This is a genomic window from Streptomyces sp. NPDC023157, assembly GCF_055560575.1.
Genome location: NZ_JBVHIL010000006.1, coordinates 134,317 through 158,194, shown reverse-complemented (window position 1 = coordinate 158,194; position 23,878 = coordinate 134,317). Strand labels below are relative to the sequence as shown.

The window sequence follows — 23,878 nt, the reverse complement described above, 5'->3', positions numbered from 1 at the left end:
TAGACGGGACGTCTAACAAGCGAGCGTTCCTGCCCCCCAGAGGTCACCAAGGAGCCGCACCATGGCAAGCAGCACCGTCCGGCCGGCGGACCAGGCCCGCCCCTCCCAGACCGCGACGCCCGCTTCGGCCGCGCCCGAACGCGAGGCGGCACGGCGGCTGCTCGACTCCTCCGCCAAGCTGTCCTACGACCCCGCCACCGAGGTGGACTGGGACACCCCGCTCGACGAGGGCTTCCACGGCATGAGCCCGGAGTGGAGCACCCTCTACGGCACCCGCTACTGGCAGGAGTTGACCGAGGAGCAGCGCCGGGAGCTCACCCGTCAGGAGTCCGCCTCGGTGGCCAGCACGGGCATCTGGTTCGAGATGATCCTGCAGCAGATGGTGCTGCGCGACATGTACGCGAAGGACCCGACCGACCCCCGGTTCCAGTGGGCCCTGACGGAGGTCGCCGACGAGTGCCGGCACTCGATCATGTTCGGGCGCGGCGCGGCCAAGCTGGGCGCCCCCGCCTACCGCCCGGCCCGCTTCGTCCTCGAACTCGGCCGCGCCTTCAAGACGCTCGCCGTCGGCGAGGCCGCGTACGCCTCGATCCTCGTCGCCGAGGAGGTGCTCGACGTCATGCAGCGCGACTGGATGCGCGACGAGCGGGTCGCCCCGTTCGTCCGCACCATCAACAACATCCATGTCGTCGAGGAGTCGCGGCACATGAAGTTCGCCCGCGAGGAGACCCGCGCCCGGCTGCGCCACGCGGGGCCGGTGCGCCGGCACGTCCAGGCCCTGGTCGTCTCCATCGCCTCGTACTTCATCGTCACCAGCATGGTGAACCGCGAGGTGTACGCGAACGCGGGCCTCGACACCGAGCGGGCGCTCGCCGAGGCCCGTGCCAACGAGCACCACAAGTCCCTGATGCGGTCGAGCTGTGCCGGCCTCATGGAGTTCCTGGCCTCCTGCCGCCTCCTCACCCGCCCCGCGCTCGCCTTCTACAAGCGCGCCCACCTCATCTGACCTGCCCGAGCGACGAGCGGACGAGCCGACGACGCCATGACGTACGCCATCACCCAGACCTGCTGCAACGACGCCACCTGTATCGCCGTCTGCCCGGTCAACTGCATCCATCCGACGCCGGACGAGCCGGACTTCGGCCGTACCGAGATGCTGTACATCGACCCCCGGTCCTGCATCGACTGCGGTGCCTGCGCCGACGCGTGCCCGGTCGACGCGATCTTCCCCGCGGACGCCCTCGCCCCCGGCCAGCAGGAGTACGCCGCCGTCAACGCCGCCTACTACGAGCAGCGCGCGGCACGCCCCGAGCCCGTGGCCGGGCCCACCTTCCACCCCTGGGGCCAACCGTCCTTCCCGCGCAGTCTGCCGTCCGACTTCGCGCCCCTGCGGGTCGCGGTCGTCGGCACCGGACCCGCCGGGATGTACGCCGCCGAGGACCTGCTCCTGCACACCAACGCCGAGGTGACCCTGGTCGACCGGCTGCCGGTGGCCGGCGGACTCGTCCGGTACGGCGTGGCGCCCGACCACCCGGCGACCAAGCGGATCGGCGACACCTTCGCCCGCTTCCACAGCCACCCCCGGGTGCGGATGTACCTCGGCGTCGACATCGGTACGGACGTCACGGCCGAGGAACTGGCCGCGCACCACGACGCCGTCGTGTACGCGGTGGGCGCCGCCACCGACCGGCGGCTCGGCATCCCCGGCGAGGACCGGACCGGCAGCCTCTCGGCCACCGCCTTCGTCGCCTGGTACAACGCGCACCCGGAGGTCGCGCCGGACGCCGTCGACCTGTCGGGCACCGAGCGGGTCGTGGTGGTCGGCACCGGCAACGTCGCCCTCGACGTCGCCCGCATCCTGGTGACCGACCCCGAGACCCTCGCCGCGACCGACATCGCCGACCACGCGCTGGCCGCGCTGCGGGCCTCCGCCGTACGGGAGGTGGTGCTGCTCGCCCGGCGCGGCCCCGAGGACGCCTCCTGCACCGCGTCCGAACTGCTCGCCCTCGGCAAGCTGCCCGGGGTGCGGCTGGTCGTGGACGACCAGGACCCGCGGACCTGGGCCGCCGTCGAGGCCGCCGCGCCCCACGAGAAGGCGGCGCTGCTGCGCGGCGCGGACCGCGAGCGCGTGGACTGGTCCGGGGCGCCCGGGCCGGAGCGGCGCATCGTCTTCCGGTTCCACTCCGCGCCCGAGGAGATCCTGGCCGGCGCGGTGCGGGTGACCGGCCCGGACCCGGCCGGGACCGTCGAGATCCCGGCCGGCACGGTGCTGCGCGCCGTCGGCTACCGGGGCATGCCCGTGACGGGACTGCCCTTCGACGAGGCGACCGGCACCGTGCCGCACGAGAACGGACGGGTGGCGGGCCGTCCCGGCACCTACGTCGTCGGCTGGATCAAGCGCGGCCCCTCGGGCGGCATCGGCGCCAACCGCACCTGCGCCGCGGAGACCGTCGGCACCCTCCTCGCCGACGCCGTCGACGGGACCCTGCCCCTCCCGGCCGGCGGCGCCCGCGCCTTCGACCGGCTGGCCCGCGGCCGGGCGAAGGCGGTCGTCGACGCCCGGGGGCTCGCCTCCATCGAACGCGCCGAGCTCGCCCGGGGCGGGGCGGCGGGACGGCCCCGGGTGAAGCTGGGGACGGTGCCCGAGCTGGTCGCCGCGGCCCGGGGCCGCCGCCGTCTTTGGCGCTGAACTCACCTCGTCCCCGCCCCCTCCCCGCCCCCATGGGGGTGGGGGCGGGGCGACACGCACGCGCAAGGAGCGCGGACCGCGCGGGGCGCCTCCGGCGTGGCATCCGAATACGGTCGGATGATCCCGATATGAGTGCGAAGCATGACTGAGAAGACAGCTGTCGTGGTGGGCGTGGACGGTTCCGAGCACAGCCTGCGCGCGCTCGAATGGGCCCTCGGGGTCGCACACCACCTGGAGGCGCCGCTGACCGTCGCCCATGTCCGCTCCGACGCGCTCCAGCTCGGCAGCGCCCGGATCTCCTCCCTCGGCCCCGGCCCCACCCTCCCCGACACCGTCCTCGACGCGCTCGCCGACCGCGTCGGCACGAAGGCCGAAGGACTGGACGTGCGGTACGCCTCGCTCGACGGCTCCGTCGTCGACGCCCTGACCGCGGCAGCGCGCGACGCCCGGCTCCTCGTGGTCGGCGCACGCGGGCGGGGCGGCTTCGCGAGCCTGCTCCTCGGGTCGACGAGCCGCAGTCTGGCCGCGTCGGCGCCCTGCCCGGTGGTGGTCGTCCCGCACGAGGCACGGGCCGCGTCGCTGGAGGGCGGCGCGGGTGCGGGGCGGGTGCTGCTCGGGCTGCACGTCGAGGAAACCCCGGACGAGGTCGTCGACTTCGCCTTCGAGGCGGCGCGGCGGCGGGGTGTGTCGCTGGAGGTGGTGACGGCCTATCCCGTGCCGCCCTCCCCCGCCCTGCTCATCGGCGCGCCGGCGCCCGCCCTCCAGGTGCCGCCGCCGTTGCCCGACGAGACCCCGGAGCTGGTCGAGTCGACCAGCCGCCACCAGGAGGAGCGGCTGCGCCCCTTCATCGAGCGGTATCCCGGGGTCGAGGTCGTCCGCACCGTCACGCCCGTCGACGCGGCCGGCCGGCTGGTGGAGGACTCCCAGGAGGCCGGTCTCGTGGTCGTGGGACGGCACCGCCGGCACCGGGTCGAGACGCTGCTCGTCGGCTCCGTCGCGCACGCCGTGCTGCACCACGCGGCCTGCCCGGTGGCGGTCGTGCCGCCGGTGAAGCAGCCCTGACCGCTCCCCCGGGCGGCTCCTGACGCCACCTGGCGCGCCACCGGAGCGCAAGCGGGCAGAAATGCGCCGAATTCACCTCTTCGGGTGATGACGGATGTGGAGAAACGTGTCTGCCTCCATGGGTACCGGGAACCTCGACTCACGGGGGGCCGATCCACTGGAGCGTGTCCATGCATCTGATCCGACGCCGCGAACCGCACCTCGCCGTCCGGTCGAGCGAGGGCCTGACCACCGTCGAGCTGTACGGCGAGCTCGACCTGGTGCTGGTGCAGCGCGTCCGGCCCGAACTGGACGACCTCACCCGCGAGGCCGCCGCGTTCACGGTCGACCTGCGCCCTCTCGGCTTCTGCGACGCGTCGGGGCTCGGGCTCCTGGTGCGGTGTGCGCAGCGCGTACAGGGGCGAGGCGCGGCCTGGCGCCTGGTGTGCGACCAGCCGACGATCCTGCGGCTGATCCGGCTGGCCGCCCTCGACGACCTGCTGCGCCCGGAGCCGGCCGCCCCGGAGCCCGGCGGCGGCGCGCCCTCCGGGGCGGCCCGGCCACCGGCGCCCCGCCTGGGGCACCTTGGCCGGCTGCGGGTCTGAACCGCCGCCCTCGGACAGGCCCTAGGCGGGCAGCAGCTCCCCGGCGCCCCCGTGTTCCCGGGTCTCGCCGGGGAAGGCATGTCCGAGCACGCCCTGGGGGCGCAGGCCCGGCAGGCGGAGCTCGACGATGCCGCGCACGGCCGGCCACTCGTCATCGAGGATCGAGTAGAACGCGGTGTCGCGGACGACCCCGTCCAGGCCGCGGGAGTGGGCCCGGCGCACACCCTCACAGGTGGCGCCGAGGCGTTCGATCGCGGCCCGGGAGCGGCTGTTGCGGGCGTCGGCGCGCATCGAGAGACGGCGTACGCCCCAGGTCTCGAACGCGTGACGCAGCATGAGGTACTTGGCCTCGGTGTTGACGCCGGTCCCGCGTGCCTCGGTGGAGAGCCAGGTGTTGCCGATCTCCACCGCGTCGGGCACGGCCGTCAGGGGGTCGCCGTGGGGCGTGCCGGTGGTCGGCGGCCACACGAGGGGCCCGCGCCAGTAGTCGAGTTCAAGGAACCGGCTGGATCCGAGAACCCGTCCGTTGCGGGGATTGACCAGGGCGAAGGGCAACGCCCTGCCCGCCGCCTGATCGGCGAGCGCGCGGGCGATGTAGTCGCAGGAGGCGTCAAGGCCGTGGGGCACGGCGGTGTAGGCATAGGCCGCACGATCCAGTGCGCCCGCCCAGGCGATGCCCTCGGCGTGGCGCATGGCCAGCGGCTCCAGGCGCACGGTGCGCCCGGCAAGGACTACAGGTACTGGCACGGAACCTCGGGTCTTTCACGGGCAGGGGACATCCCACGCCGGATCACGGCGGGAATGACGGGGTGAGGTTCGCGCCGGATGCCGACCACTTCGCCGCATGGGCAAAACGGGCCATGAAACGGTTCGTCACCGGTGCGAGGAGGACAGTATGCAGCCCGCAGCGCGTCCTGAACAGAACCCCACACGAACCCGAGCGCACGGCTGGGTGAATGTCCGGTTCACCCCGATCCCTCACATGGCGCAAACCCCCGCCGAAGCCCCCTCCCGAGGGGCCCTAGGAAGCCGTTTCCGCGCAGGTCGGATGGCCCCAGCCGTCGGGGTTCCTGGTGATCGTCTCGCCCTTGTCGTACGCCTTCCCGCACCGGCAGCGGCCGGCGAACCGGGCCTTGAGCGTGGGGCCTCCGGAGGAGCCCGTCCCGCGGGCCGCGCCGGCCGTCTTCGGGGCACGCTTCGCGGCCGCCGGGCGGGTGGAACCGGGCTCCGGCGGCGGCAGCGGCGAACCGGCGGCGGAACCGGCGGGCTCCTGGGTGCGGGCGGTGTGGCTGGCGGCCCGGTCGGCGGCGTCGTTCAGGGGGTCGCCGTCGACCTGGTGGGCGGGGGTGTACACGAACTCGACGCGCCGGTCGGCGAGCAGCTCGTCGATCCGGACCACGAGGTCCTTGTTGGCGACCGGCGTGCCGGCCGACGTCTTCCAGCCCTTGCGGCGCCAGCCCGGCAGCCAGGTGGTGACCGCCTTCATCGCGTACTGCGAGTCCATCCGCACCTCGGCGGGCACGGCGGGGTCGATGTGCTCCAGCAGCCTGAGCAGCGCGGTGAGTTCGGCGACGTTGTTGGTCGCCGTGCCGAGCGGTCCGGCCTCCCAGTGGGCGATCGCGCCGTCCCCCGCGCCGATGACCCACGCCCAGGCCGCGGGCCCGGGATTGCCCTTGGACGCGCCGTCGCACGCCGCGATGATCTTCTCTGTCATCCTCCGATCCTGACATGTCCCCCGACAGGTCAGTGACCACCCGGCGCGGCGCGCAGCCGTGCCACCTCCGCCCGGAGCTCGTCCCGCCCGATGGCATCGGTACGGGTGGCCGGCACGGTGCAGGCGTACGCCCCGGCCACGGAGCCGTGCAGGGCGCATTCCGGTACGGGTGCCCCGGAGAGCCAGGCGGCCAGGAAGCCCGCCGCGAACGCGTCCCCGGCGCCGTTGCTGTCGACGACGGGCGCGGGCGGGGTGACGGCGGGCACGTGGACGAGTTCGCCGCCCGCGCCGCTCAGGAGGTACGCGCCCTCGGCGCCGGCGGTGGCGACGACGACGGACGCGCGGCCGTGGGCGGCGATGGAGCGCATGGTGCGTTCCGGGTCGTCCAGGGCGACGGTGGAGAGGAAGACGACGTCGGCCTCGTACGCGAAGGCCTCGTGATAGGCGGAGGAGCCGTCCCAGTCGTGCAGGTCGGTCGAGAGGGTCAGCCCCGCGTCGCGCAGCGCGGGCAGGGCGTGGGCGCACGGCTGGGTCAGCGAGACATGGGCGTGCCCGCTGCGGGCGGCGAGCGCCTTCACGGTCTCCGGCGGCAGCCGGTCGTCGTCGCCGCCCCGGGTCGCGTCGTACAGCGAGAGCCTGCGCCCGTCGGGCCCGACCAGGTTGACGGCCCGCTTGGTGCCGGCGGGGTGCGGCACCTCGGTGAGCGCGATGCCCTGCTCCCGGTGGAAGCGGCGCACGAGTTCGCCCTCGGGGTCGGCGCCGATCAGGTCGAGGTGGTGGGTCCGCAGGCCCAGCCGGTGCAGCCCGAGGGCGACGAAGTCGCCGGTCTGACCGGCCCGGGTCTCGATGCCGGGCCGGATCATGTGGCTGTCCGCGAAAGGCAGGGGGAGTTCGGGGACGTACACGATGGTGTCGACGCCGGCACCGCCGAGGACGAGGACGTCGATGTCGGTCTCGGCATCACTAGTGCTGTCGCTGCTCATGCGCGCAGTCAAACAGCGCCCGCCGAACCCCTGCAAGATCCTGCAAGGAATTTCCGCAAGCCCGCTCCCGGACCGCCCGCGTCCTGCGGAGCGGTCCGGGAGGCCCGGGAGGGCCCGGGCAGGGCCCGGGTAGTGCCCGGGCGGTGCCCGTCAGTCGTTGGACGGAAGGCTGTCCATGAAGGAGCTGACCGAGAAGACGGCGCGGCCGGGGCCCGCCGGGCCGTAGCCGGGAGGGGAGCTGAGGCCGTGGGACTCCATGGTCGCGCGGTAGGCCTCCAGGAGCCGGATGTGGTACTCCAGCGGGGCGCCCTCCGGGTTGGCCTTGCCGAGGGGGGTGGTGGGCTCGGGGCACCAGGTGGTGAAGCGGGGCGTGATGCCGCGCGACATGAAGTACTCCAGGCCCTCCGTGGTGGAGGCGATGGCCTCGTCGACCGTGGTGAAGCCGAAGGGCTCGGCCATCTCGACGCCCGCCACGAAGTTGGGGATGACGTTGCGCGGCCCGAAGATCTCCGCCGAGTCCAGGATCCGGCGGTGCCACTCGTCGCGGCCGACGTAACGCTCCTTGCCGGGGCAGTACAGCTCGAACAGGCGCTTGTCCCACACCTCGTAGTTGGGGTGGTAGATCTGGATGCCGTAGTCCTTGAAGCGCTGGACGTCGGCCTTGGGCAGCGCCTGGGCGACGACCTTGCCGATCCAGCGGCCGGGGAAGCGCTCCTCGATGGCCTGCGCGTACTGGCCGTAGAAGTCCGCCTCGTCCTTGCCGCCGATCTGCGAGGTGACCGCGCCGCCGGTCAGGGTGTACGCGGTGGAGGCGCCGGTCGTGTCGTACTTGTCGATGATCGCCAGGGCCTCCAGGACCTCCTCCACGTCCTTGACGCCGGTGTAGGGGCGTCCGGCGGCCTTGTGCTGGCGCCAGTTGTGGTTGATGTCGCAGTACTGGCACTCCTCCTTGGCTCCGAAGTACTGGCAGACGCGGAAGACGGTGAGGTAGATCAGGTAGCCCCACTGGATCGTGGGGGCCACCTCCATCACGGACTTCCCGCTGGCGAGGGTGTGCCGGTAGTACTCAGGCATGGGCGGCAGGCCGACGTCCGCGATCCGGCGCCCGTCGAGGTACAGCCCGAGCATCCCGTCGTCGCCCGCGGCGACGCGGTACGGCGAGGCCGGGTTGACGCGGACGGACACGACGGTGCGGCGCAGCTCGTACGGGCCGCCGGTGAGCACGATCTCCTCCGGCGGGCGGCGCAGGGCGGCCTCGCCGAGCTCGGGCAGGGTGCGGTGGTCGAAGGAGAAGATGAAGTACGACTTGGGCTTGACCTCACCGGACGCCTCGTTGGCGCTGTCCGTGAGGGCCGAGTCGTCGAAGGCGATGCCGCCGCGCAGCAGATCCTCCTTGATCACCGCCTCCCTGGGGACGTGCGGGAAGCGGTGCATGAGGTCTTCGACCTCGTCGGTGCGGCGGATCATGCGCGGTTACATCTCCTCGGTCGGGCGGGTCATGAGCCGTGGTGGGCCCCCGCCACCCTAGGACGGCGGAGGGCGGTGCGGCATCCGGCTACGGTCGCACCCGGCCTAGGTCACGAGACCGAGGCCGGATACGACCGGTGCCGGAGGCCGGAAGTGGGCCATCCTGGCCGGAAGTCGGCCGCCCCCGGTCAGGAGTCGGCCGTCCGGGGTAAGAGGTCGGCCGTCCCGGGTCAGAAGTTGCCGTAGTTGACCTGCCAGGTGGGCAGGCCCATCCGGCGCCACACGGCGACCACCCGGTCCCGGTCGTCCAGCGACAGGCGGACCGCGTAGCGGTGGCGTACGTGCGCGTCGAAGAGTTCGGCCTTGACGAGGTCGTCGGAGCGGCCGTCGTCGGAGGCGCGCATCCACAGCTCGTCGTACGGCACCTCGTACCGCTCCAGCCAGGCCTCCGTCAGCGCCCTGTGGTCCTCGCTGCGGCCGGAGAGCAGCACGATCCGGTCCTGGTGCGCGCGCTGGAAGGCGCGCAGGGCCTCGCGGACCGGGACGTTGAGCAGGTCCAGGTCGCAGCGGCTGAAGTCGTACGGTCCGCGGTCGCCGCGCATCGCCAGGGTGCCGTCGATGTCGCACAGGACGGCGGAGGGCAGCGCGGGGTCGGCGACGTACGGGGTGGCGGCCGGCCGGTCGTTGAGCCAGGCGTCGGTGAGCCGCCAGCCGCCGCGGGTGGCCTTGGTGTGCTTGTCGGCGAGGATGCGGATGATCTCCTCGCCGACGGGCCGCTCGCGGGCGGCGTCGCGGCGGACGCACTCGTCGACCGGCACGTCGGTGAAGTCGTGCACGACGAAGGTGGCTTCGCGGCCCGCGACGGCGGCCTTGAGGCGCTTGGGGATGTGCGGGGTGAGGTGGGTGTTGTCGACGACCACGTCGAAGCCGTCGTCGACGGCGGCGCGGACGGCCGCGTCCTGGATCTCGAGGACGGTCTGCTCGTGGGCGTGCGAGCGGCGGTCGCCGCCCGGCACGTCGAGCATGCTGCGCAGGTCGTCGAGGTTGACGCGGCGCATCCGGCCCTCTGACTGCTCCTGGAGGGCGCGGGCGGCGGTCGTCTTGCCCGAGGCGGGCAGTCCGGTCATGACGTGGACCACGGGCACGGTCAGTTCTCCTCGTCAGTGGTGAAGGGGTCGGCGGTCTCGGGGCGCAGGGACCGCCAGGTGAGCAGTTCGGTGGGGCGCCCGTCGAGGCGCAGGAAGAGGGCCGAACGCAGGCTCGGGTCGGGCAGCTCCTTCGCCGCCCGGGCGAACGCGCCCCGGTCGCGGCCGAGCGGGGCGAGCGCCGCGTACGCCGTGTCGATGGCGTTCTCGCGCTCGGCGAAGGCGTCCTCGAGTCCGGCGATGACGCTCCGCACCCAGGTGTCGAACTCGTCCGGCACCTGCTCCAGGAGCGCGTCCAGCGGCCGGCCGCCCTCGGCGCGGGCGTCGGCGAGCTCGGTCGGGGACAGGCCGAGGCCCTGGGCGAGGGCCTTGGCGGGGGTGTCGGCGAAGCGCTGGATGCCGTGGCCGCGCCAGATGTCCCGCTCGGTGACGCCGGTGAGGACCTTGTGGAGGCGCACGTACTCGGCGATCTTCGCCTTGGCGCGCACCCCGGAGGCGAAGCGCAGCACGAAGCCCTCGGCGTCGGTGCCGGTCGCGGGGCCGCCGTCGGGCAGTGTGCTCGACTCCGTCAGCTTGACGAGGGCGTCGAGCGGCATGGACGGGTGGACCGTGACGACGGAGCCGACGCCCGTCCAGTGGGCCGCGGCCTCGGCGAGGGCGACTTCGGTGCCGTCCGGGCCGAACGCGGCGAGCAGGACGAGGTCCCGGCGGTCGCCGTAGTCGACGACGATCCGGTTCTGCGGGTACAGGATCTCGGCGAGGTACGTCACGCCGGGCACCAGCGCCGAGGTGTCGGCGGCGTCGAGGCGGCGCTGCGCCCAGGTGGCCTGGGTGCTGATGAAGGAGCCCTTGGAGGCGACCCGCCAGCGGCCCGCGTAGTGGAAGAGGACACCGAGGCTGCCGTCGACCTTCTCGTACACCTCGAACGGCTCGTCGGGCAGCGTGGGCGCGTAGGGGCGGCCGGACTCGTGTTCGGAGACGTTGAAGAACTTCGGCAGGGGCAGGGCCACGATCCGGCCGGTGCTGTCGTCGGCGACGAGGCCGCGGCAGCGCACGGTGACCTCGTTCCACACGCCTTCGTACTGACAGGCCCGTGTGTACGTGTAGATGGACAGCGGCAGCTCGGGGTGCGACTTGCGGGTCACATGCCCGGCTTCGACGGCTGCCGCGAGCTCCTGCGCCGGCAGCAGCGTGTCGAGAGTCAGGTACGCCTGGCTCATGGGTTCCCTCCCGGTATCAAGGAGGCTCATTCTTCCGGTCGGCGACCCACCCTGAACAGCCGTTTTATGGGCGCCGCCGGGCCGCCTCGGCGAGCAGGCGGCGGCGCTCGACGGGGTCGTCCGCGCGCTCGGTCGCCGTCCGGGACGTCCACGACGTCCTGGCCCGGGTTCACGGCCGGGGGCCGGGCCCGTGCCCCCGGGTGCGGGCCCGGCCCCGTAGACTCGCCGTCTTGTGGCCGCCCCTCGGGGCCCCGGCACCGCCCGGCCACACGTGTACCTCCCCGCACGACTCCCCAGCACGCCCGAGCACGCCCGAGAAGACCGAGGATGCGAACCCGATGAATCACGCGGACACCACCGCCCCCATCTACTCCGAGCTGATACGCGAGCAGGGGGACGTGCCCGGTGACGTGCGCCGGACCGCCGAAGAGGTGCTCCGCGACCTCAGCCGTGTGATCCAGATGCCGCCGGCCGGGATGGCCCCGACGGGGATGGCGCCGGCCGGTATCGCTCCGGCCGGCATGGCGCCCGCGCGTGGTCCGATGCAGCAGCCCATGCAGCAGCTGCCCCCGGGTGTCCAGCACCTTCCGCAGGGCATGCCGCAGCTTCCGCAGGGTGGCCAGCAGCCGATGCAGCACCCCATGCAGTAGGCGCAGAGTCGTAGAAGTCACCGAAGTCTCATGAGTCAGGGGCCGTACGACGGAGGGGGCCGGAGTGATGACGGGGACGGACAGGACGGTGGGGGCCGGAGGGCTCGGCCATGAGCGGGTGCGGCGCAGTTACGACACGGTTGCCGGCGAGTACCTCGCGCGCATCGGCGGCGAACTCGACGGCAAGCCGCTCGACCGGGCGCTGATCGGCGCGGTCGTGGAGCAGGCGGGCGACGGCGCGGTGATCGCCGACCTCGGCTGCGGGCCCGGGCACGTGGCCGCCTGGGTCGCCGGCCTCGGTCGGGCCGGGAGCGTGGTGGGCGTGGACCTGTCCCCCGCCATGGTGGCCCTGGGCCGCGAGCGGCACCCCGAGGTCGAGTTCCGCGAGGGCGATCTGCTGCGGCTGCCGGCGGGCGACGGCGAGTTCGACGCGGCCGTCGCGCTCTACTCGCTGATCCACCTCGCGCCCGGAGAGCTGGCCCCCGCCCTCGCCGAGATCCGGCGGACGCTGCGGCCCGGCGGCCTGCTCCTGGTCTCCTTCCACATCGGCACCGAGGTGCGGACCCTGACCGAGTGGTGGGGTCACGACGTGGACGTCGACTTCCACTTCCTCGCTCCGGCCGATGTCGCCGAGGCGCTGCGCGGGGCCGGTTTCCGCATCGAGGCCGAGCTGGAGCGGGGCCCGTATCCGCACGAGGCCGAGACCCGGCGGTGCTGTCTGCTGGCGCGTCGCGAGGACTGACGCGGCACCGCCGGTCCTCCACCCCCCGGTCCTCCCGGGGTCTCGCGGCCCCGCGGCCCGACGGACACGCCTTGGTATACAAACCCGTGGTATACCAAACGGCGTCCCTTCGTCCAGCCGCAGCAGCCCAGGAGACCGCGCCGTGTCCTCACCTCAGCCCGCCCCGTCCACCGCTCCCGCCGCCCCCTCCCCGGTCTCGGCGACCGTCTTCCGGGACGTCCGCCCGTTCGGCGGGGCCGTGGCCGAACTGGTCGCCGTGGACGGGGTCCTGGTGGACGCCGTGCCGGACGGCGCGGCGGTCGAGGTGGTCGAGGGCGGCGGCAGGATGGCGCTGCCGACCCTGGTCGACGCGCACATCCACCCGGACAAGACCTCCTGGGGTGAGCCCTGGCACAGCCGCCGGGCGGCGCAGGGGATCGCGGAGTACGTCGAGGGGGACGTGGAGCTCGCCCGGGCGCTGCCCACGCCGGTCGGCGAACGGGCGCTGCGCCTGATGTCGCACGCGGCGGCGCAGGGCACCCGGGCGATGCGGGCGCACGCGGACGTGGCCCCCGCGTTCGGGCTCGCGGGCCTGGAAGGGCTGGCCGAGGCGCGGGAGAAGCTGCGCGGGATCGTGGACGTGGAGCTGGTCGCGTTCCCCCAGCACGGGGTCGTCCGCGCCCCCGGGGTCACCGCTCTCCTGGAAGAGGCGGCGGCGAGCGGGCTGATCACGCACGTCGGCGGGATCGACCCGGCCGGTTTCGACGCCGAGCGCGGCGCTGCCGACGGCGAGCAGCTCGGGGCGGTGTTCGCGCTGGCGGAGCGCCATGGTCTCGGGCTCGACATCCATCTGCACGACCGGGGCGAGACCGGCCTCGCTCCGCTGCGGGACATCGCCGCGCGGACCCGGGCCCTCGGGCTCCAGGGCCGGGTGACCGTCTCGCACGCCTTCGCGGTCGCCCAGCTGTCCGGGCACGAGCTGGACGCGATGGCGGACGTGCTGTCCGGGGCCGGGGTCGCGCTCACCACGGTCGCCCTGTCGGCCACCACGATCCTGCCGTTCCGGCGCCTGGCCGAGCGCGGGGTGCGGGTCGGGCTGGGTTCGGACGGCGTACGGGACAGCTGGAGCCCGTTCGGCAACGCGGACATGCTGCACCGGGCCTGGCTGGCCGGCTGGGCGCTGCGCGCGCGGCTCGACGAGGAGCTGGCGGCCTGCTTCGAGCTCGCCGCTCACGGGGGCGCCGAGCTCCTGGGCCTGGACCGGGCCGACCTGCGCCCCGGTTCGCCCGCCGACTTCATGCTGGTCGACGGCGAGTGCGTACCGCAGGCCGTGGTCGACGTGCCGCGCCGCGACCTGGTGGTTCGGGCGGGCCGGGTCGTGGCCCGCGACGGCGCCCTGGTCTGAGCCTCCCGCCCGCCCCGGCAGGCGCCCGTGAAGGCGCCCCGCCGGGGTCCGGCTGGTTCAGGAGCCCAGCGCCCTCCGGCCGGTTCGGGAGCCCAGCCGTCCGCCGCCGGGGCCGGCGGCTCTCAGGAACCGAGGGTCCGCCACAGGAAGGTGTGCTCCAGGGCGCTGTTGTGGGCGGTCTGTTCGTGGTCGGTGGCGCCCGCGTGGCCGCCGGCGAGGGTCTCGTGGAGCAGCACCCGGTGCCCGAGTTCCCGCAGCCGGGCGGCGGCCTTGCGGGCGTGCCCGGGGTGGACGCGGTCGTCGCGGGTCGAGGTGGTGAGCAGGACCGGCGGGTAGGGCCGGCCGGCTTCGATGTGGTGGTACGGGGAGAGCGCGGCGAGGTGCGGCCGGTCGGCCGGGTCGTCGGGGTCGCCGTATTCGGCGGTCCAGCTGGCGCCGGCCAGCAGGGTGTGGAAGCGCAGCATGTCGAGCAGCGGGACGTGGCCGACGATCGCGCCGAACAGTTCGGGGCTGCGGACCAGCATCGCGCCCATGAGCAGGCCGCCGTTGCTGCCGCCGGTGATGCCGAGCCGATCGGGGGTCGTGATGCCGCGCGCGACCAGGTCGCGGGCGACGGCCTCGAAGTCCTCGTAGGAGCGGGGCCGGTCGGCCTTGAGGGCGCTGCGGTGCCAGCGCGGGCCGTACTCGCCGCCGCCGCGGATGCCGGCGACCACGTACGTACCGCCGCGGGCGAGCCAGGCGCGGCCGCGCACGGAGTCGTACGAGGGGGTCAGGGAGATCTCGAAGCCGCCGTATCCGGTGAGCAGGGTGGGGCCGGGGAGCTCTCCGTGGCGGCCGACGACGGTGTACGGGACGCGGGTGCCGTCGGCGGAGGTCGCGAAGTACTGCCGGACGTCGAGGCCGGTCGCGTCGAAGCGCGCGGGGGCCTGCTTGATCCGCTCGCCCGGGCCGCCGATCTCGCCGCGGTGCAGGGAGGGCGGGAGGAGGTGGCCGGTGACGGAGAGGAAGTACTCGTCGCCGGAGTCGGGGGCGGTGTCGGTGAGGGCGGCCGTGGCCAGCGGCGGGATGTCGGCCAGTTCCTGGCGCTTCCAGTCGCCCGGGCCCGTGGGCGGGGTGAGGACGTGCATCCGGCTGGCGACGTCCTGGAGGGTCTCGACGACCAGGTGGTTGCGGGTCCAGGAGTGGCCCGCGAGGGCGGTGCGCTCGTCGGGTGTGAACAGGACCTCGGGCTCGCGCCGTCCGGCGAGGAAGGCGTCGAGGCGGAAGGCGAGGAGGGCGCCCGCGGGCTGTCCGAGCCAGGAGGCCTTGGGGGTGACGAGCAGCCAGTCGCGGTGGACGGAGCTGTCGGCGTCGTCGGGGACGTCGATCCGGCGCAGCTCGCCGCCCTCGGTGACGAGGTGCGTCTCGTGGTGCCAGAAGTCCCGGTAGCGGGCGACGAAGTCGCGCTCGTAGCCCTCGGTGGGGTCGTGCCAGGCGGACACGGCGAGGTCGGACTCGGCTCCCTCGTAGACGGGTGCGGCCGCGTCGAGCGGGGTGCCGCGGCGCCAGCGGCGCACGGTGCGCGGGTAGCCGGAGGCGGTCATGGAGCCGGGGCCGTGGTCGGTGCCGACGTAGACGTGGTCCTCGTCGATCCAGCCGATGTCGGTCTTGGCCTCGGGCAGCCGGAAGCCGTCCTCGACGAAGGCCCGCTCCTCCAGGTCGTACTCGCGCACCACGACGGCGTCGCCGCCGCCGCGCGCGAGGCTCACGAGGGCGCGCCGGAAGGCGGGCCGCAGGACCTGCGCTCCGGCCCAGGTCCACTCCTCCCCCTCGGCCGCGGCCAGCGCGTCGAGGTCGAGCAGGACGTCCCAGTGGGGCTCGTCGGTGCGGTACTCGTCCAGGGTGGTGCGGCGCCACACGCCGCGGGTGTGCTCGGCGCTCTGCCAGAAGTTGTAGAGGTGGTCGCCGCGCCGGCGGGTGTACGGGATGCGGTCGGGCGCGTCGAGCACCTCGCGCAGTTCGGCGGCGAGCGCCCCGAAGGCCTCGCCGTCGGCGTCGGCGAGCTCGGCCTTCGTCTCGGCGTTCCGCTCCCGCACCCAGGCGAGCGCCCGCTCGCCCTCGACCTCCTCCAGCCACAGGTAGGGGTCGGTGCTGCCGGTGTCCGCGCTCGTCTCGGTCATGCCGTCGATTGTGTACCACGCGACCGACAGCGCGCCGCCGCGCCCCTGATCGCCGCTGGTCAGTCCTCCGGGAGCAGTCCGAGCTGGTCCAGGAACTCCATCTGGTCGAAGTACAGCCGGTAGCTCTGGATCCGGCCGTCCTTGACCTGTGCCAGGTCGATCCCGCGGATGTTGACGGTCCTGCCCGTCGCCGGCAGCGTGTCTCCGTCGGGGAGGGGGATCGGGCCCGTGTTCTTGCCGGTGAAGAGTCCTTCGTCGATCGCGGTGTCGCCGATCTCGAAGCGGTTCCGGTAGGTGAACGTCGCGTCGGGTATCGACGTGGTCATCGTGCGCCAGTACTCGACGATCGCGTCGCGTCCCTCGATCTCGCCCCCGTCGGGTGTGAGGGCGACGGCGTCCTCGGCCAGGAGGCCGGAGATCGCCTGGAGGTCCGCATGGGTCACCGCCTCGGTGAAACGGTCCATGACGTCACGTGCCTCGCCCATGATCCACCTCCATGGTGGTCCGGATCCGGGTGCGTCCCGTGTTCTCATTCTCCCACCCCATCGCATTGGTTCTAATCCGGACCAATCACCAGGGCCTGTCACCCCAACACCTGAGCGTCCTCCGTAAGTTAACCAATCGATTACTGCACGGCCGTATACCTTTGGGCCTCGGTCCCCCATCCTGTCTTCGGCGTGCCACCGGGGCAGCCGTGTGACATGAGGGGCGGGGCATGCTTCCCATCAGCCGCAGAGGGTTCGTCGGGATCGGGGCGGGGCTCGCCGCCGGGGCGGCGTTGCCGGCCGGACGGGCCGCGGCCGCCGCCGGGGAGGCCGTCTCGGCCGCCGCGGCCGGGGCGACCGGGACCATCACCGACGTCAAGCACGTGGTGATCCTCATGCAGGAGAACCGCAGCTTCGACCACTACTTCGGGCGGCTGCGCGGCGTGCGCGGCTTCGGCGACCGGGCCGCCGGCAACATCCCGGGCGGCTGGGGCGTGTTCAACCAGCCCAACTGGGGCGGCCGGCAGTACCCGTGGAAGCTCAGCTCCACTCCCCCGGCCGGTGGCGTCGACGGCGAGACCCTGGCCCAGTGCAACGGCGACCTCCCGCACAGCTGGACCTCGCAGCACGCCGCCTGGAACAAGGGGCGCATGGACAACTGGGTCACGGGGGTCGGCAACACCCGCACCCTGGGCCACCTGGACCGGGGCGACATCCCGTTCCACTACGCGCTGGCCGACTCGTACACCATCTGCGACGCCTACTTCTGCTCGACGCTCAGCGCCACCGGCCCCAACCGCACCTTCCTGTGGAGCGGCAAGGTCGACGCCTCCAGCAAGGACGGCGGCGACGAGTCCGGGCTGACCTGGGAGACGTACGCGGAGGCCCTCCAGCGGGCGGGGATGAGCTGGAAGGTCTACCAGAACGCCCAGGACAACTACGGCGACAACGGGCTCGCGTACTTCAAGAGGTTCACCGACGCCAAGCCCGGCGACCCGCTGTACGACCGGGGCATGGGCTCGGTGCCCAAGGTGACCGGCTCGACCCCGGACGACATCGCCGCCGCGATCCGCGCGGACGTCGTCGCCGGCACGCTGCCGCAGGTCTCCTGGGTGGTGGCCAGCGAGGCGTTCTCCGAGCACCCCTACGCCCCGCCCGGCGACGGCGCGCACTTCGTGGACTTGGTATACCGCGCGCTCTCCGCGAACCCCGAGGTCTTCGACTCGACCGTGCTGTTCCTCAACTACGACGAGAACGACGGCTTCTTCGACCACGTCCCGCCGCCGGTCGCGCCGCCCGGCACCGCCGGCGAGTACCTCGACGGGGTGCCGATCGGCCTCGGCTTCCGCGTCCCGATGATCGTCATGTCGCCGTGGACCCGCGGCGGCTGGGTCAGCTCCGAGGTCTTCGACCACACCTCCGTGCTGCGCTTCATGGAGACCTGGACGGCGGCGCTCGGCACCCCTGCCACCTGCCCCAACATCAGCGCCTGGCGGCGGAAGGTGGTGGGCGACCTGACCGGCGTCTTCGACTTCGCCCGTCCCGTGTACGGCGTTCCGGCGAACCTCCCGTCCACCGCCAAGGTCATCGGCCAGTCCACCTGCGGCCCGCTGCCCAACCCGGTCCCCCAGGACAACGCCCTGCCCCCGCAGGAGACGGGCACGCGTCCGGCGCGCGCCGTGCCGTACCAGGTGAACGGCAACCTGGACCGCTTCGAGTTCGGCGCCGCCGGGAAGATCCTCGCCTGGTTCTCCATGACCAACCAGGGCACGGAGGCGCGCCGCCCCGCGCACTTCTCGATCCACCCGCACCAGCACCGGGACACCGCCGCCTGGCAGTACACGGTCGACCCGGGAGGCACCGCCACCGACTACTTCAACATCGGGCTCGGCTCGGGCTCGGGGAAGTACGACCTCTCGATGATGGGCCCCAACCGCTTCCTGCGCCGCTTCATCGGCGACGCCTCCAAGGCGGGCAAGGACATCGAGGTGGCGGCCCGGTTCGCGACGGAGTCCGGCACCGGCAAGACCGCGATCTGGTTCAAGATGACCAACGCCTCGGCCTCCGCCGTCACCTTCACCGTCCGCTCCAACGCGTACCGTACGGACGGCCCCTGGACGTACACCGTCCCGGCGAACTCCTCCCGCGAGGACTACTTCAACGCCGTGGCGTACAGCGACGGCTGGTACGACTTCACGATCCTGGCCGACTCCGACGGCACCTGGTCGCGGCGGTACACCGGCCACATCGAGACGGGGGCGCCCAGCGTCACCGGCTGACGGCCCGCCCGACGACCGGTCCGGGCTCTGACCCCGGCTCCGACGCCGGAGCCGGGGTCAGAGCCCGACGATGAGCTGGATGCAGACGATCTTCACCAGGATGGCCAGGGCGAAGAGCGTCGCGTAGCCGGTGTTCACCCGGCTGTCGGAGACCCTGCTGTTCGCGTACGCCGTGATGGCGGGGTTTCCGACGTAGCCGGCCAGCAGGCCCATCGTCCGGGGGCGGCTCTGGCCCAGGAGCCGGGCCACCAGCACCATCAGGGCGTAGCTCAGGACGGCGCTGACCAGGAGGACGAGGAGCAGCTTCAGGCCGAAGACGGAGAAGGCGTCGCGGCGGAAGGCGTAGCCGGAGGTGAGCCCGACGCAGGCCAGGAAGACGAGCAGGCCGATCTGGCGCAGGGTCAGGTTGGCGCGGGTGGGCAGCACCCACACCAGCGGGCCCGTGCGGCGCAGCCGGCCGAGGACCATCGCCATGACGAGGGGGCCGGCCGCGGTGCCGAGGGAGAGGGTGGTGGCGCCGAGCGTGAACTTGGGGATGCCGATGAGGAAGCCCGCGGCCAGACCGAGGCCCATGCTGACGGCGCTGACCTCGCTCACCTTGGCCTCGGTGTCGCCGAGGTAGGCGGTGACCTCGGCGGTACGGGCCCGGGGCATGACCACGCGGACCCGGTCGTCGAGCTGGAGCAGCAGGTCGTCGTGGGCGAGGAGGTCCTGGTCGCCGCGGCGGACCCGGGTGGCCAGGGCGCCGTACCGGTCGGCGAGCGCGAGTTCGCCGACGGTGCGCCCGGCCAGGTCGGGGTTGGTGAGCAGGATGCGGCGGTAGTCGACGGTGTCGCGGCGGTCGAGCAGGTGCGCGACGTCCTCCTGGCCGAGTGCGGCGGCGCCCTCGGCGACGGCTTCGGGGCCGCCTACGAGGACGACCCGGTCGCCGGGGGCCAGGGCGCCGAGGTCGCGGGCGACCCGGGGGGCGGCGCCGACGGTCTGGTGGACGCTGGCGAGGAGCCGCCCGTCGGCGACGCCGGGGACCTCGCCCCACTTCTGGGCGCGGTCGACGGTCACGGTGCGGGTGATCAGCCGGTCGGGCAGGCCGGTGCCGGGGTCGCGGCGGGACGGCCAGGCCCGTACGGCGGCGATGGCCGAGACGAAGAGGATCGTGAGGACGACGGCGAGGGGGTAGCCGATGGCGTATCCGGTGGCCGGTTCCGTGGGGTGTGTCGAGGAGGCCTGGGCGGCGGCGAGGCCGGGGGTGGTGGTGCCGATGCCGGCGTAGCCGCCGGCCAGGTAGCTGCCGGGGATGCCGAAGACCTTGTTGCCGAGGACGCCGACGACCACGGCGGTGACGACGAGCGCCGCGACGGCGCCGGTCATCACGCCGAGCTGGGGGCGCAGTTCGCGGAAGAAGGCGGGTCCGGCCTCCAGGCCGACCGTGTACACGTACAGGGCGAGGCCGAAGACGGCGAGCCCGGCGGGGACGGCCGGGCCGATGTCCGGGTCGAGGGCGCCGAGCAGCAGCCCGACGAACAGCACCCCGGCCGCGCCCAGCTTCACCGGCCCGAAGCGGACCATGCCGAAGAGGGAGCCGGCGGCGATGACGACGAACAGGGTGAACCAGGGGTTGTCCGCGAAGAACTGCCACATGGTCCCACTCAGCCACAGCCCCGGCCGGGCCGCACCCGCAGTCGCACCGGCTCCCCACCCCGCTGGGAGCCGCCTCACTCACCTCGTCCTCCTCACCCGTTCAGCGGATATAAATGGTTTCAGGATGGTGTGCCCGGTTAGTCAGCCTTCAAGGGCCGTCGACGGCCAGGAACGTGGAAGGGCGGCTGACACCGTGTCTCGACCGAGAATCCTCGTGGTGGGCGCCGGTTTCGCAGGGGTCGGGTGCGTGCGGCGCCTGGAACGGCGGCTGACCGCACGGGAGGCGACGATCTCGCTCCTGTCGCCCTTCTCGTACCAGCTGTACCTGCCACTGCTGCCGCAGGTCGCCTCCGGCGTGCTGACCCCGCAGTCGGTGGCGCTGTCGCTGCGCCGCAGCGAGCGGCACCGCACCAGGATCATCCCGGGCGGCGCGGTCGGCGTGGACACGGCCGCGAAGGTCTGCGTGGTCCGCACCATCGCGGGCGAGCTGGTGACCGAGCCCTACGACCAGCTCGTCCTCGCCCCGGGCAGCGTCACCCGCACCTTCGACATCCCCGGGCTCGCCGAACACGCCCGGGGCATGAAGACGCTCGCCGAGGCCGCGTACATCCGCGACCACGTGATCGCCCAGCTCGACCTCGCCGACGCCAGCCAGGACGAGGCCGAGCGGAGGGCGCGGCTGCAGTTCGTGGTGGTCGGCGGCGGGTACGCGGGGACGGAGACGGCCGCCTGCCTCCAGCTGCTCACCCGCACCGCCGTCAAGCGCTATCCGCGCCTCGACCCGGAGCTCATCAAGTGGCACCTGGTCGACATCGCGCCCACGCTCATGCCCGAACTCGGCCCCAAGCTGGGCGGGGCCGCCCTGGAAGTGCTGCGCAAGCGCGGGATCGAGGTCTCCCTCGGGGTGTCGGTGGCCTCCGTGGACGACGAGAACGTGACCCTCACCGACGGGCGTGTGCTGCCCTGCCGCACCCTCATCTGGACGGCGGGCGTGGCCGCCAGCCCGCTCATCGGCACCCTGGGCGCCGAGACGCTGCGCGGCCGGCTGGTCGTCGGCTCGGACATGTCGGTGCCCGGCCTGGACGGGGTGTGGGCCCTGGGCGACGCGGCCGCGGTGCCGGACATCGCCAAGGGCAAGCCCGACGCGATCTGCCCGCCCACCGCCCAGCACGCGATGCGCCAGGGCAAGGCGCTCGCCGACAACCTCGTGGCGACCCTGCGGGGCGAGCAGACCCACCCGTACGTCCACAAGGACCTGGGGCTGGTGGTCGACCTGGGCGGCCTGGACGGCGTGTCCAAGCCCCTCGGCGTCGAGCTGCACGGCATGCCGGCCCAGGCGGTGGCCCGCGCCTACCACTGGGCGGCGCTGCGCACGAACGTGGCCAAGACCCGGGTGATGACCAACTGGCTGCTGAACGCGGTGGCGGGCGACGACTTCGTCCGTACCGGCTTCCTCGCCTCGAAGTCCGGCACCCTGCGGGACTTCGAGTACACGGACGCCTACCTCACCCCGGAGCAGGTCCGCTCCCACACGGCGTCGCTGCGGGCCGCCGGTTCCTGAGCGCCCCACGGGCCCGCGCCGCCGGCCCGGCCGCCTCGCTAGGCTGACCGGATGGACTCCGTACTGGTCAGCGCCTGCCTGCGGGGCGTGCCGTGCCGTCACGACGCACGCGACAAGCCCTCCGCCGGGCTCGACGCGCAGCTCGCCGACCGTGTCGTGGTGCCCTTCTGCCCGGAGAGCGCGGGCGGCCTGCCGACCCCGCGCCGGCCCGCCGAGCTGGTGGGCGGCGACGGGCACGCGGTCCTGGACGGCACGGCGCAGGTCGTCGACGACCAGGGCGAGGACGTGACGGCGGAGTTCCTCGCCGGCGCCCGCCTCGCGCTCGCCCGCGCCCAGGCGGCTGGCTGCGCCGAAGCGGTGCTGATGCCACGCAGCCCCTCCTGCGGGCGGGGCCGGGTGTACGACGGGACCTTCGGCGGCGGTCTCGTACCGGGCGACGGGGTCACGGCAGCGCTCCTGGAGCGCCACGGCATCACGGTGACGCCCGCGCCCGGGGTGTGACACCACGCCACACGGGCCCGCCCGGGCCGCGGCCCCGCCCGACAGCTGACCCGGGCGACGGCTCCGCCCGTGCCGCGCCTCGACTCCCGCGGCGGCTCACCCCAGGGCGGCGCCTCCGCCCCGGCTGCGGCTCAGCGGGCGATCTCGCCCGCCGGCCCCATCACGACCACGGGTTCGCGGGCCGGGTCGAGCGCGCGGAGCAGCTCCGCCATGTTCTCGCGGGGCAGCGAGACGCAGGCCTGGGTGGGGCCGCCGTGGTCGACGTGGATCCAGACACCGCCGCCCTTCTCGGGCCCCAGCGGGCGTTCCTTGTTCAGCGGGGTCGTCCCGGCGACGCGGTTGTAGTCGATGGCGACGACGTAGTCGAAGGAGCCCTCCAGGGGCTCCCCGAGGAAGCCGGTGCCCGAGACCTCGAACTCCTGGTCCTGGTCGTACGGGAGACGCGCCCCTGGGTCGGGAAGGCGCCCGCCTGCGTCACCGAGCCGGAACACCCCGATGGGCGAGCGGAGATCGCCGGCCTCATGGGCGTCCGTCCAGCCGCGCAGGGCGTTGTGGCCGCTCCAGGGCCCGGCGACAGGGTGCCAGCGGCCGGCCGGGTCCTGTTCGTGGAGGACGGCGGTCACCACGCTGCCGTCGGCGTTCTCGCCGCTCACGACGAGCGCCTGGGTGGTGCCGTCGGGGATGCGGGCGTGCGTGGCCGGGCCGATGCCGGGGATGCGCTCGGGCGTGCGGCGCTCCTGTCGCGGGGCGCCGTGCGCCGGGCGGGGCCCCGCTCCCCCGTCCCGCCCGTCGTGCGCGCTCCGGGCGGAGGGCGGCGCGGGGGCCGGGGAGCGGCCGGCGGTGCAGCCGGTCAGCACCAGGGCCGCGGACAGGGCACAGGTCAGCACCGTTGCGGTGCCCGTGCGGACGCGCATGGGTCGGCCACCTCCGAGACTCGGGGCAATGCGGGGATCCGTACCCGGTCGGGTGCGGGCCTGTCGCGTGTCCCTGCGTCCTCACCCGTCCGGGTCACGCGGCAAAGGAGTTGACGGGGCGGAACCCGCGCGGTTTCCTGCGGCAATGAACGATCTTCGTATCGAGACGGCCGGCCCCGTGGATCCCGCCGGCTCCGCCGCCGGGCTCGCGCTCCTGGAGGACTGGCGGCTGATCCACAACGCGATCATCCCCACCGCCCCGCTCTCCCCCGAGGACGTCCGCGAGCGCGCGGGCCGCAACCGGCTCGACGTCGCGTACGCGGGCGGCGTCGCCGTCGGCTGCTCCACGGTGCGTCCGCCCGACGAGGAGACGCCGGCCGCCACGGTCATCGCCCGCGTCCTGCCCGGACACCGTGGCCAGGGATACGGGACGGCGCTGTACGAGCACGGTCTCGCCCATGCCCGGACGCTGAGCGACGAGGGCGTGGAGACCGTGGTGCTCGCCAGCAACACGGAGGGGCTGCGCTTCGCGCTGGCCCGGGGGTTCGTGGAGACCGAGCGGTACGTCCTGCCGGGCGACACGGTGCCGTTCGTGACGCTGCGCCTGGCCGATGATCCCGCTGCCGAGGCCTCCCCCGCCGTCTAGTCCGCAAAGCGCTGGACGGGTCGACCCCCGGTGCGGCAGCATCGGGGGCATGATC

21 protein-coding genes are annotated in these 23,878 nt (G+C 73.6%); 11 read left to right on the top strand and 10 right to left on the bottom strand.

Annotated elements, in window-relative coordinates; all coding sequences use genetic code 11:
• Nucleotides 1-61 precede the first annotated feature (61 nt).
• The 4 genes from ACZ3ZE_RS22675 (at nt 62) to ACZ3ZE_RS22660 (ending at nt 4,335) form a co-directional block, all read left to right on the top strand.
• Nucleotides 62-1,006 (top strand): AurF N-oxygenase family protein, encoded by a 945-nt coding sequence (locus ACZ3ZE_RS22675; RefSeq protein ID WP_361172508.1) that lies wholly within the window; start codon nt 62-64, stop codon nt 1,004-1,006.
• A gap of 36 nt (nt 1,007-1,042) precedes the next feature.
• The gene (locus tag ACZ3ZE_RS22670; protein WP_467260390.1) at nt 1,043-2,689 is read left to right on the top strand and encodes an FAD-dependent oxidoreductase; all 1,647 of its coding nucleotides are present in this window, start codon (nt 1,043-1,045) and stop codon (nt 2,687-2,689) included.
• Nucleotides 2,690-2,830: 141 nt separating this feature from the next.
• The gene (locus tag ACZ3ZE_RS22665; RefSeq protein WP_361172502.1) at nt 2,831-3,751 is read left to right on the top strand and encodes a universal stress protein; all 921 of its coding nucleotides are present in this window, start codon (nt 2,831-2,833) and stop codon (nt 3,749-3,751) included.
• Between the two features lie 170 nt (nt 3,752-3,921).
• Nucleotides 3,922-4,335 carry an STAS domain-containing protein gene (locus ACZ3ZE_RS22660; RefSeq protein WP_467260388.1) on the top strand — a complete coding sequence of 138 codons (414 nt, stop codon included), beginning with the start codon at nt 3,922-3,924 and terminating at the stop codon, nt 4,333-4,335.
• 21 nt (nt 4,336-4,356) lie between these two features.
• Here ACZ3ZE_RS22660 and ACZ3ZE_RS22655 read toward each other — a convergent pair whose 3' ends face one another.
• The 6 genes from ACZ3ZE_RS22655 to ACZ3ZE_RS22630 form a co-directional block, all read right to left on the bottom strand.
• Nucleotides 4,357-5,082, bottom strand: a complete 726-nt coding sequence (locus ACZ3ZE_RS22655; protein WP_361172496.1) for a GNAT family N-acetyltransferase — start codon at nt 5,080-5,082, stop codon at nt 4,357-4,359.
• A 274-nt stretch (nt 5,083-5,356) separates the two neighbouring features.
• Nucleotides 5,357-6,049 carry a ribonuclease H family protein gene (locus tag ACZ3ZE_RS22650; RefSeq protein WP_361172493.1) on the bottom strand — a complete coding sequence of 231 codons (693 nt, stop codon included), beginning with the start codon at nt 6,047-6,049 and terminating at the stop codon, nt 5,357-5,359.
• 29 nt (nt 6,050-6,078) lie between these two features.
• Nucleotides 6,079-7,032, bottom strand: a complete 954-nt coding sequence (locus tag ACZ3ZE_RS22645) for an adenosine kinase (protein WP_467260385.1) — start codon at nt 7,030-7,032, stop codon at nt 6,079-6,081.
• A 150-nt stretch (nt 7,033-7,182) separates the two neighbouring features.
• A complete protein-coding gene (locus tag ACZ3ZE_RS22640) occupies nt 7,183-8,499 on the bottom strand; it encodes a radical SAM protein (RefSeq protein WP_361628679.1) in 1,317 nt (438 codons plus the stop codon).
• A gap of 230 nt (nt 8,500-8,729) precedes the next feature.
• Nucleotides 8,730-9,644: a phosphatase domain-containing protein gene (locus ACZ3ZE_RS22635; RefSeq protein WP_361172484.1), complete on the bottom strand. Its 915-nt coding sequence runs from the start codon at nt 9,642-9,644 to the stop codon at nt 8,730-8,732.
• Between the two features lie 2 nt (nt 9,645-9,646).
• Nucleotides 9,647-10,864: an RNA ligase gene (locus ACZ3ZE_RS22630; RefSeq protein ID WP_467260383.1), complete on the bottom strand. Its 1,218-nt coding sequence runs from the start codon at nt 10,862-10,864 to the stop codon at nt 9,647-9,649.
• A gap of 338 nt (nt 10,865-11,202) precedes the next feature.
• Here ACZ3ZE_RS22630 and ACZ3ZE_RS22625 point away from each other — a divergent pair, with 338 nt between their 5' ends.
• The 3 genes from ACZ3ZE_RS22625 (at nt 11,203) to ACZ3ZE_RS22615 (ending at nt 13,640) form a co-directional block, all read left to right on the top strand.
• On the top strand, nt 11,203-11,514 hold the full coding sequence (locus ACZ3ZE_RS22625) for a hypothetical protein (RefSeq protein WP_361172478.1): 312 nt from the start codon (nt 11,203-11,205) through the stop codon (nt 11,512-11,514).
• Between the two features lie 67 nt (nt 11,515-11,581).
• On the top strand, nt 11,582-12,256 hold the full coding sequence (locus tag ACZ3ZE_RS22620; protein WP_467260382.1) for a class I SAM-dependent methyltransferase: 675 nt from the start codon (nt 11,582-11,584) through the stop codon (nt 12,254-12,256).
• A 142-nt stretch (nt 12,257-12,398) separates the two neighbouring features.
• A complete protein-coding gene (locus ACZ3ZE_RS22615; RefSeq protein WP_467260380.1) occupies nt 12,399-13,640 on the top strand; it encodes an amidohydrolase in 1,242 nt (413 codons plus the stop codon).
• A 122-nt stretch (nt 13,641-13,762) separates the two neighbouring features.
• On the opposite strand, the gene ACZ3ZE_RS22610 is transcribed toward ACZ3ZE_RS22615, so the two are convergent.
• Together ACZ3ZE_RS22610 and ACZ3ZE_RS22605 are read right to left on the bottom strand one after the other, a co-directional pair.
• Nucleotides 13,763-15,799 carry a prolyl oligopeptidase family serine peptidase gene (locus ACZ3ZE_RS22610; protein WP_467260377.1) on the bottom strand — a complete coding sequence of 679 codons (2,037 nt, stop codon included), beginning with the start codon at nt 15,797-15,799 and terminating at the stop codon, nt 13,763-13,765.
• Between the two features lie 59 nt (nt 15,800-15,858).
• Nucleotides 15,859-16,284 (bottom strand): ester cyclase, encoded by a 426-nt coding sequence (locus ACZ3ZE_RS22605; protein ID WP_361172466.1) that lies wholly within the window; start codon nt 16,282-16,284, stop codon nt 15,859-15,861.
• Nucleotides 16,285-16,514: 230 nt separating this feature from the next.
• Here ACZ3ZE_RS22605 and ACZ3ZE_RS22600 point away from each other — a divergent pair, with 230 nt between their 5' ends.
• Nucleotides 16,515-18,563 (top strand): phosphocholine-specific phospholipase C, encoded by a 2,049-nt coding sequence (locus tag ACZ3ZE_RS22600; RefSeq protein WP_361172464.1) that lies wholly within the window; start codon nt 16,515-16,517, stop codon nt 18,561-18,563.
• A 57-nt stretch (nt 18,564-18,620) separates the two neighbouring features.
• On the opposite strand, the gene ACZ3ZE_RS22595 is transcribed toward ACZ3ZE_RS22600, so the two are convergent.
• On the bottom strand, nt 18,621-20,201 hold the full coding sequence (locus ACZ3ZE_RS22595; protein ID WP_361628662.1) for an aspartate-alanine antiporter-like transporter: 1,581 nt from the start codon (nt 20,199-20,201) through the stop codon (nt 18,621-18,623).
• Nucleotides 20,202-20,394: 193 nt separating this feature from the next.
• Here ACZ3ZE_RS22595 and ACZ3ZE_RS22590 point away from each other — a divergent pair, with 193 nt between their 5' ends.
• Together ACZ3ZE_RS22590 and ACZ3ZE_RS22585 are read left to right on the top strand one after the other, a co-directional pair.
• On the top strand, nt 20,395-21,762 hold the full coding sequence (locus ACZ3ZE_RS22590) for an NAD(P)/FAD-dependent oxidoreductase (RefSeq protein ID WP_361172458.1): 1,368 nt from the start codon (nt 20,395-20,397) through the stop codon (nt 21,760-21,762).
• A gap of 51 nt (nt 21,763-21,813) precedes the next feature.
• Nucleotides 21,814-22,263 (top strand): 2-thiouracil desulfurase family protein, encoded by a 450-nt coding sequence (locus ACZ3ZE_RS22585; RefSeq protein ID WP_361172455.1) that lies wholly within the window; start codon nt 21,814-21,816, stop codon nt 22,261-22,263.
• A 131-nt stretch (nt 22,264-22,394) separates the two neighbouring features.
• On the opposite strand, the gene ACZ3ZE_RS22580 is transcribed toward ACZ3ZE_RS22585, so the two are convergent.
• On the bottom strand, nt 22,395-23,177 hold the full coding sequence (locus ACZ3ZE_RS22580; protein WP_467260374.1) for a hypothetical protein: 783 nt from the start codon (nt 23,175-23,177) through the stop codon (nt 22,395-22,397).
• 145 nt (nt 23,178-23,322) lie between these two features.
• Between ACZ3ZE_RS22580 and ACZ3ZE_RS22575 the strand changes: the two genes are divergently transcribed.
• Nucleotides 23,323-23,823: a GNAT family N-acetyltransferase gene (locus ACZ3ZE_RS22575; RefSeq protein ID WP_467260372.1), complete on the top strand. Its 501-nt coding sequence runs from the start codon at nt 23,323-23,325 to the stop codon at nt 23,821-23,823.
• Nucleotides 23,824-23,878: the final 55 nt, after the last annotated feature.

Excerpts from the sequence above, each read along its gene's own strand:
- ACZ3ZE_RS22595 (WP_361628662.1), bottom strand. The coding sequence starts at position 20,201 with ATGTGGCAGTTCTTCGCGGACAACCCCTGGTTCACCCTGTTCGTCGTC.
- ACZ3ZE_RS22625 (WP_361172478.1), top strand. The coding sequence starts at position 11,203 with ATGAATCACGCGGACACCACCGCCCCCATCTACTCCGAGCTGATACGC.
- ACZ3ZE_RS22605 (WP_361172466.1), bottom strand. The coding sequence starts at position 16,284 with ATGGGCGAGGCACGTGACGTCATGGACCGTTTCACCGAGGCGGTGACC.
- ACZ3ZE_RS22665 (WP_361172502.1), top strand. The coding sequence starts at position 2,831 with ATGACTGAGAAGACAGCTGTCGTGGTGGGCGTGGACGGTTCCGAGCAC.
- ACZ3ZE_RS22600 (WP_361172464.1), top strand. The coding sequence starts at position 16,515 with ATGCTTCCCATCAGCCGCAGAGGGTTCGTCGGGATCGGGGCGGGGCTC.
- ACZ3ZE_RS22670 (WP_467260390.1), top strand. The coding sequence starts at position 1,043 with ATGACGTACGCCATCACCCAGACCTGCTGCAACGACGCCACCTGTATC.
- ACZ3ZE_RS22660 (WP_467260388.1), top strand. The coding sequence starts at position 3,922 with ATGCATCTGATCCGACGCCGCGAACCGCACCTCGCCGTCCGGTCGAGC.
- ACZ3ZE_RS22645 (WP_467260385.1), bottom strand. The coding sequence starts at position 7,032 with ATGAGCAGCGACAGCACTAGTGATGCCGAGACCGACATCGACGTCCTC.
- ACZ3ZE_RS22575 (WP_467260372.1), top strand. The coding sequence starts at position 23,323 with ATGAACGATCTTCGTATCGAGACGGCCGGCCCCGTGGATCCCGCCGGC.
- ACZ3ZE_RS22650 (WP_361172493.1), bottom strand. The coding sequence starts at position 6,049 with ATGACAGAGAAGATCATCGCGGCGTGCGACGGCGCGTCCAAGGGCAAT.
- ACZ3ZE_RS22620 (WP_467260382.1), top strand. The coding sequence starts at position 11,582 with ATGACGGGGACGGACAGGACGGTGGGGGCCGGAGGGCTCGGCCATGAG.
- ACZ3ZE_RS22630 (WP_467260383.1), bottom strand. The coding sequence starts at position 10,864 with ATGAGCCAGGCGTACCTGACTCTCGACACGCTGCTGCCGGCGCAGGAG.
- ACZ3ZE_RS22580 (WP_467260374.1), bottom strand. The coding sequence starts at position 23,177 with ATGCGCGTCCGCACGGGCACCGCAACGGTGCTGACCTGTGCCCTGTCC.
- ACZ3ZE_RS22585 (WP_361172455.1), top strand. The coding sequence starts at position 21,814 with ATGGACTCCGTACTGGTCAGCGCCTGCCTGCGGGGCGTGCCGTGCCGT.
- ACZ3ZE_RS22675 (WP_361172508.1), top strand. The coding sequence starts at position 62 with ATGGCAAGCAGCACCGTCCGGCCGGCGGACCAGGCCCGCCCCTCCCAG.
- ACZ3ZE_RS22640 (WP_361628679.1), bottom strand. The coding sequence starts at position 8,499 with ATGATCCGCCGCACCGACGAGGTCGAAGACCTCATGCACCGCTTCCCG.
- ACZ3ZE_RS22610 (WP_467260377.1), bottom strand. The coding sequence starts at position 15,799 with ATGACCGAGACGAGCGCGGACACCGGCAGCACCGACCCCTACCTGTGG.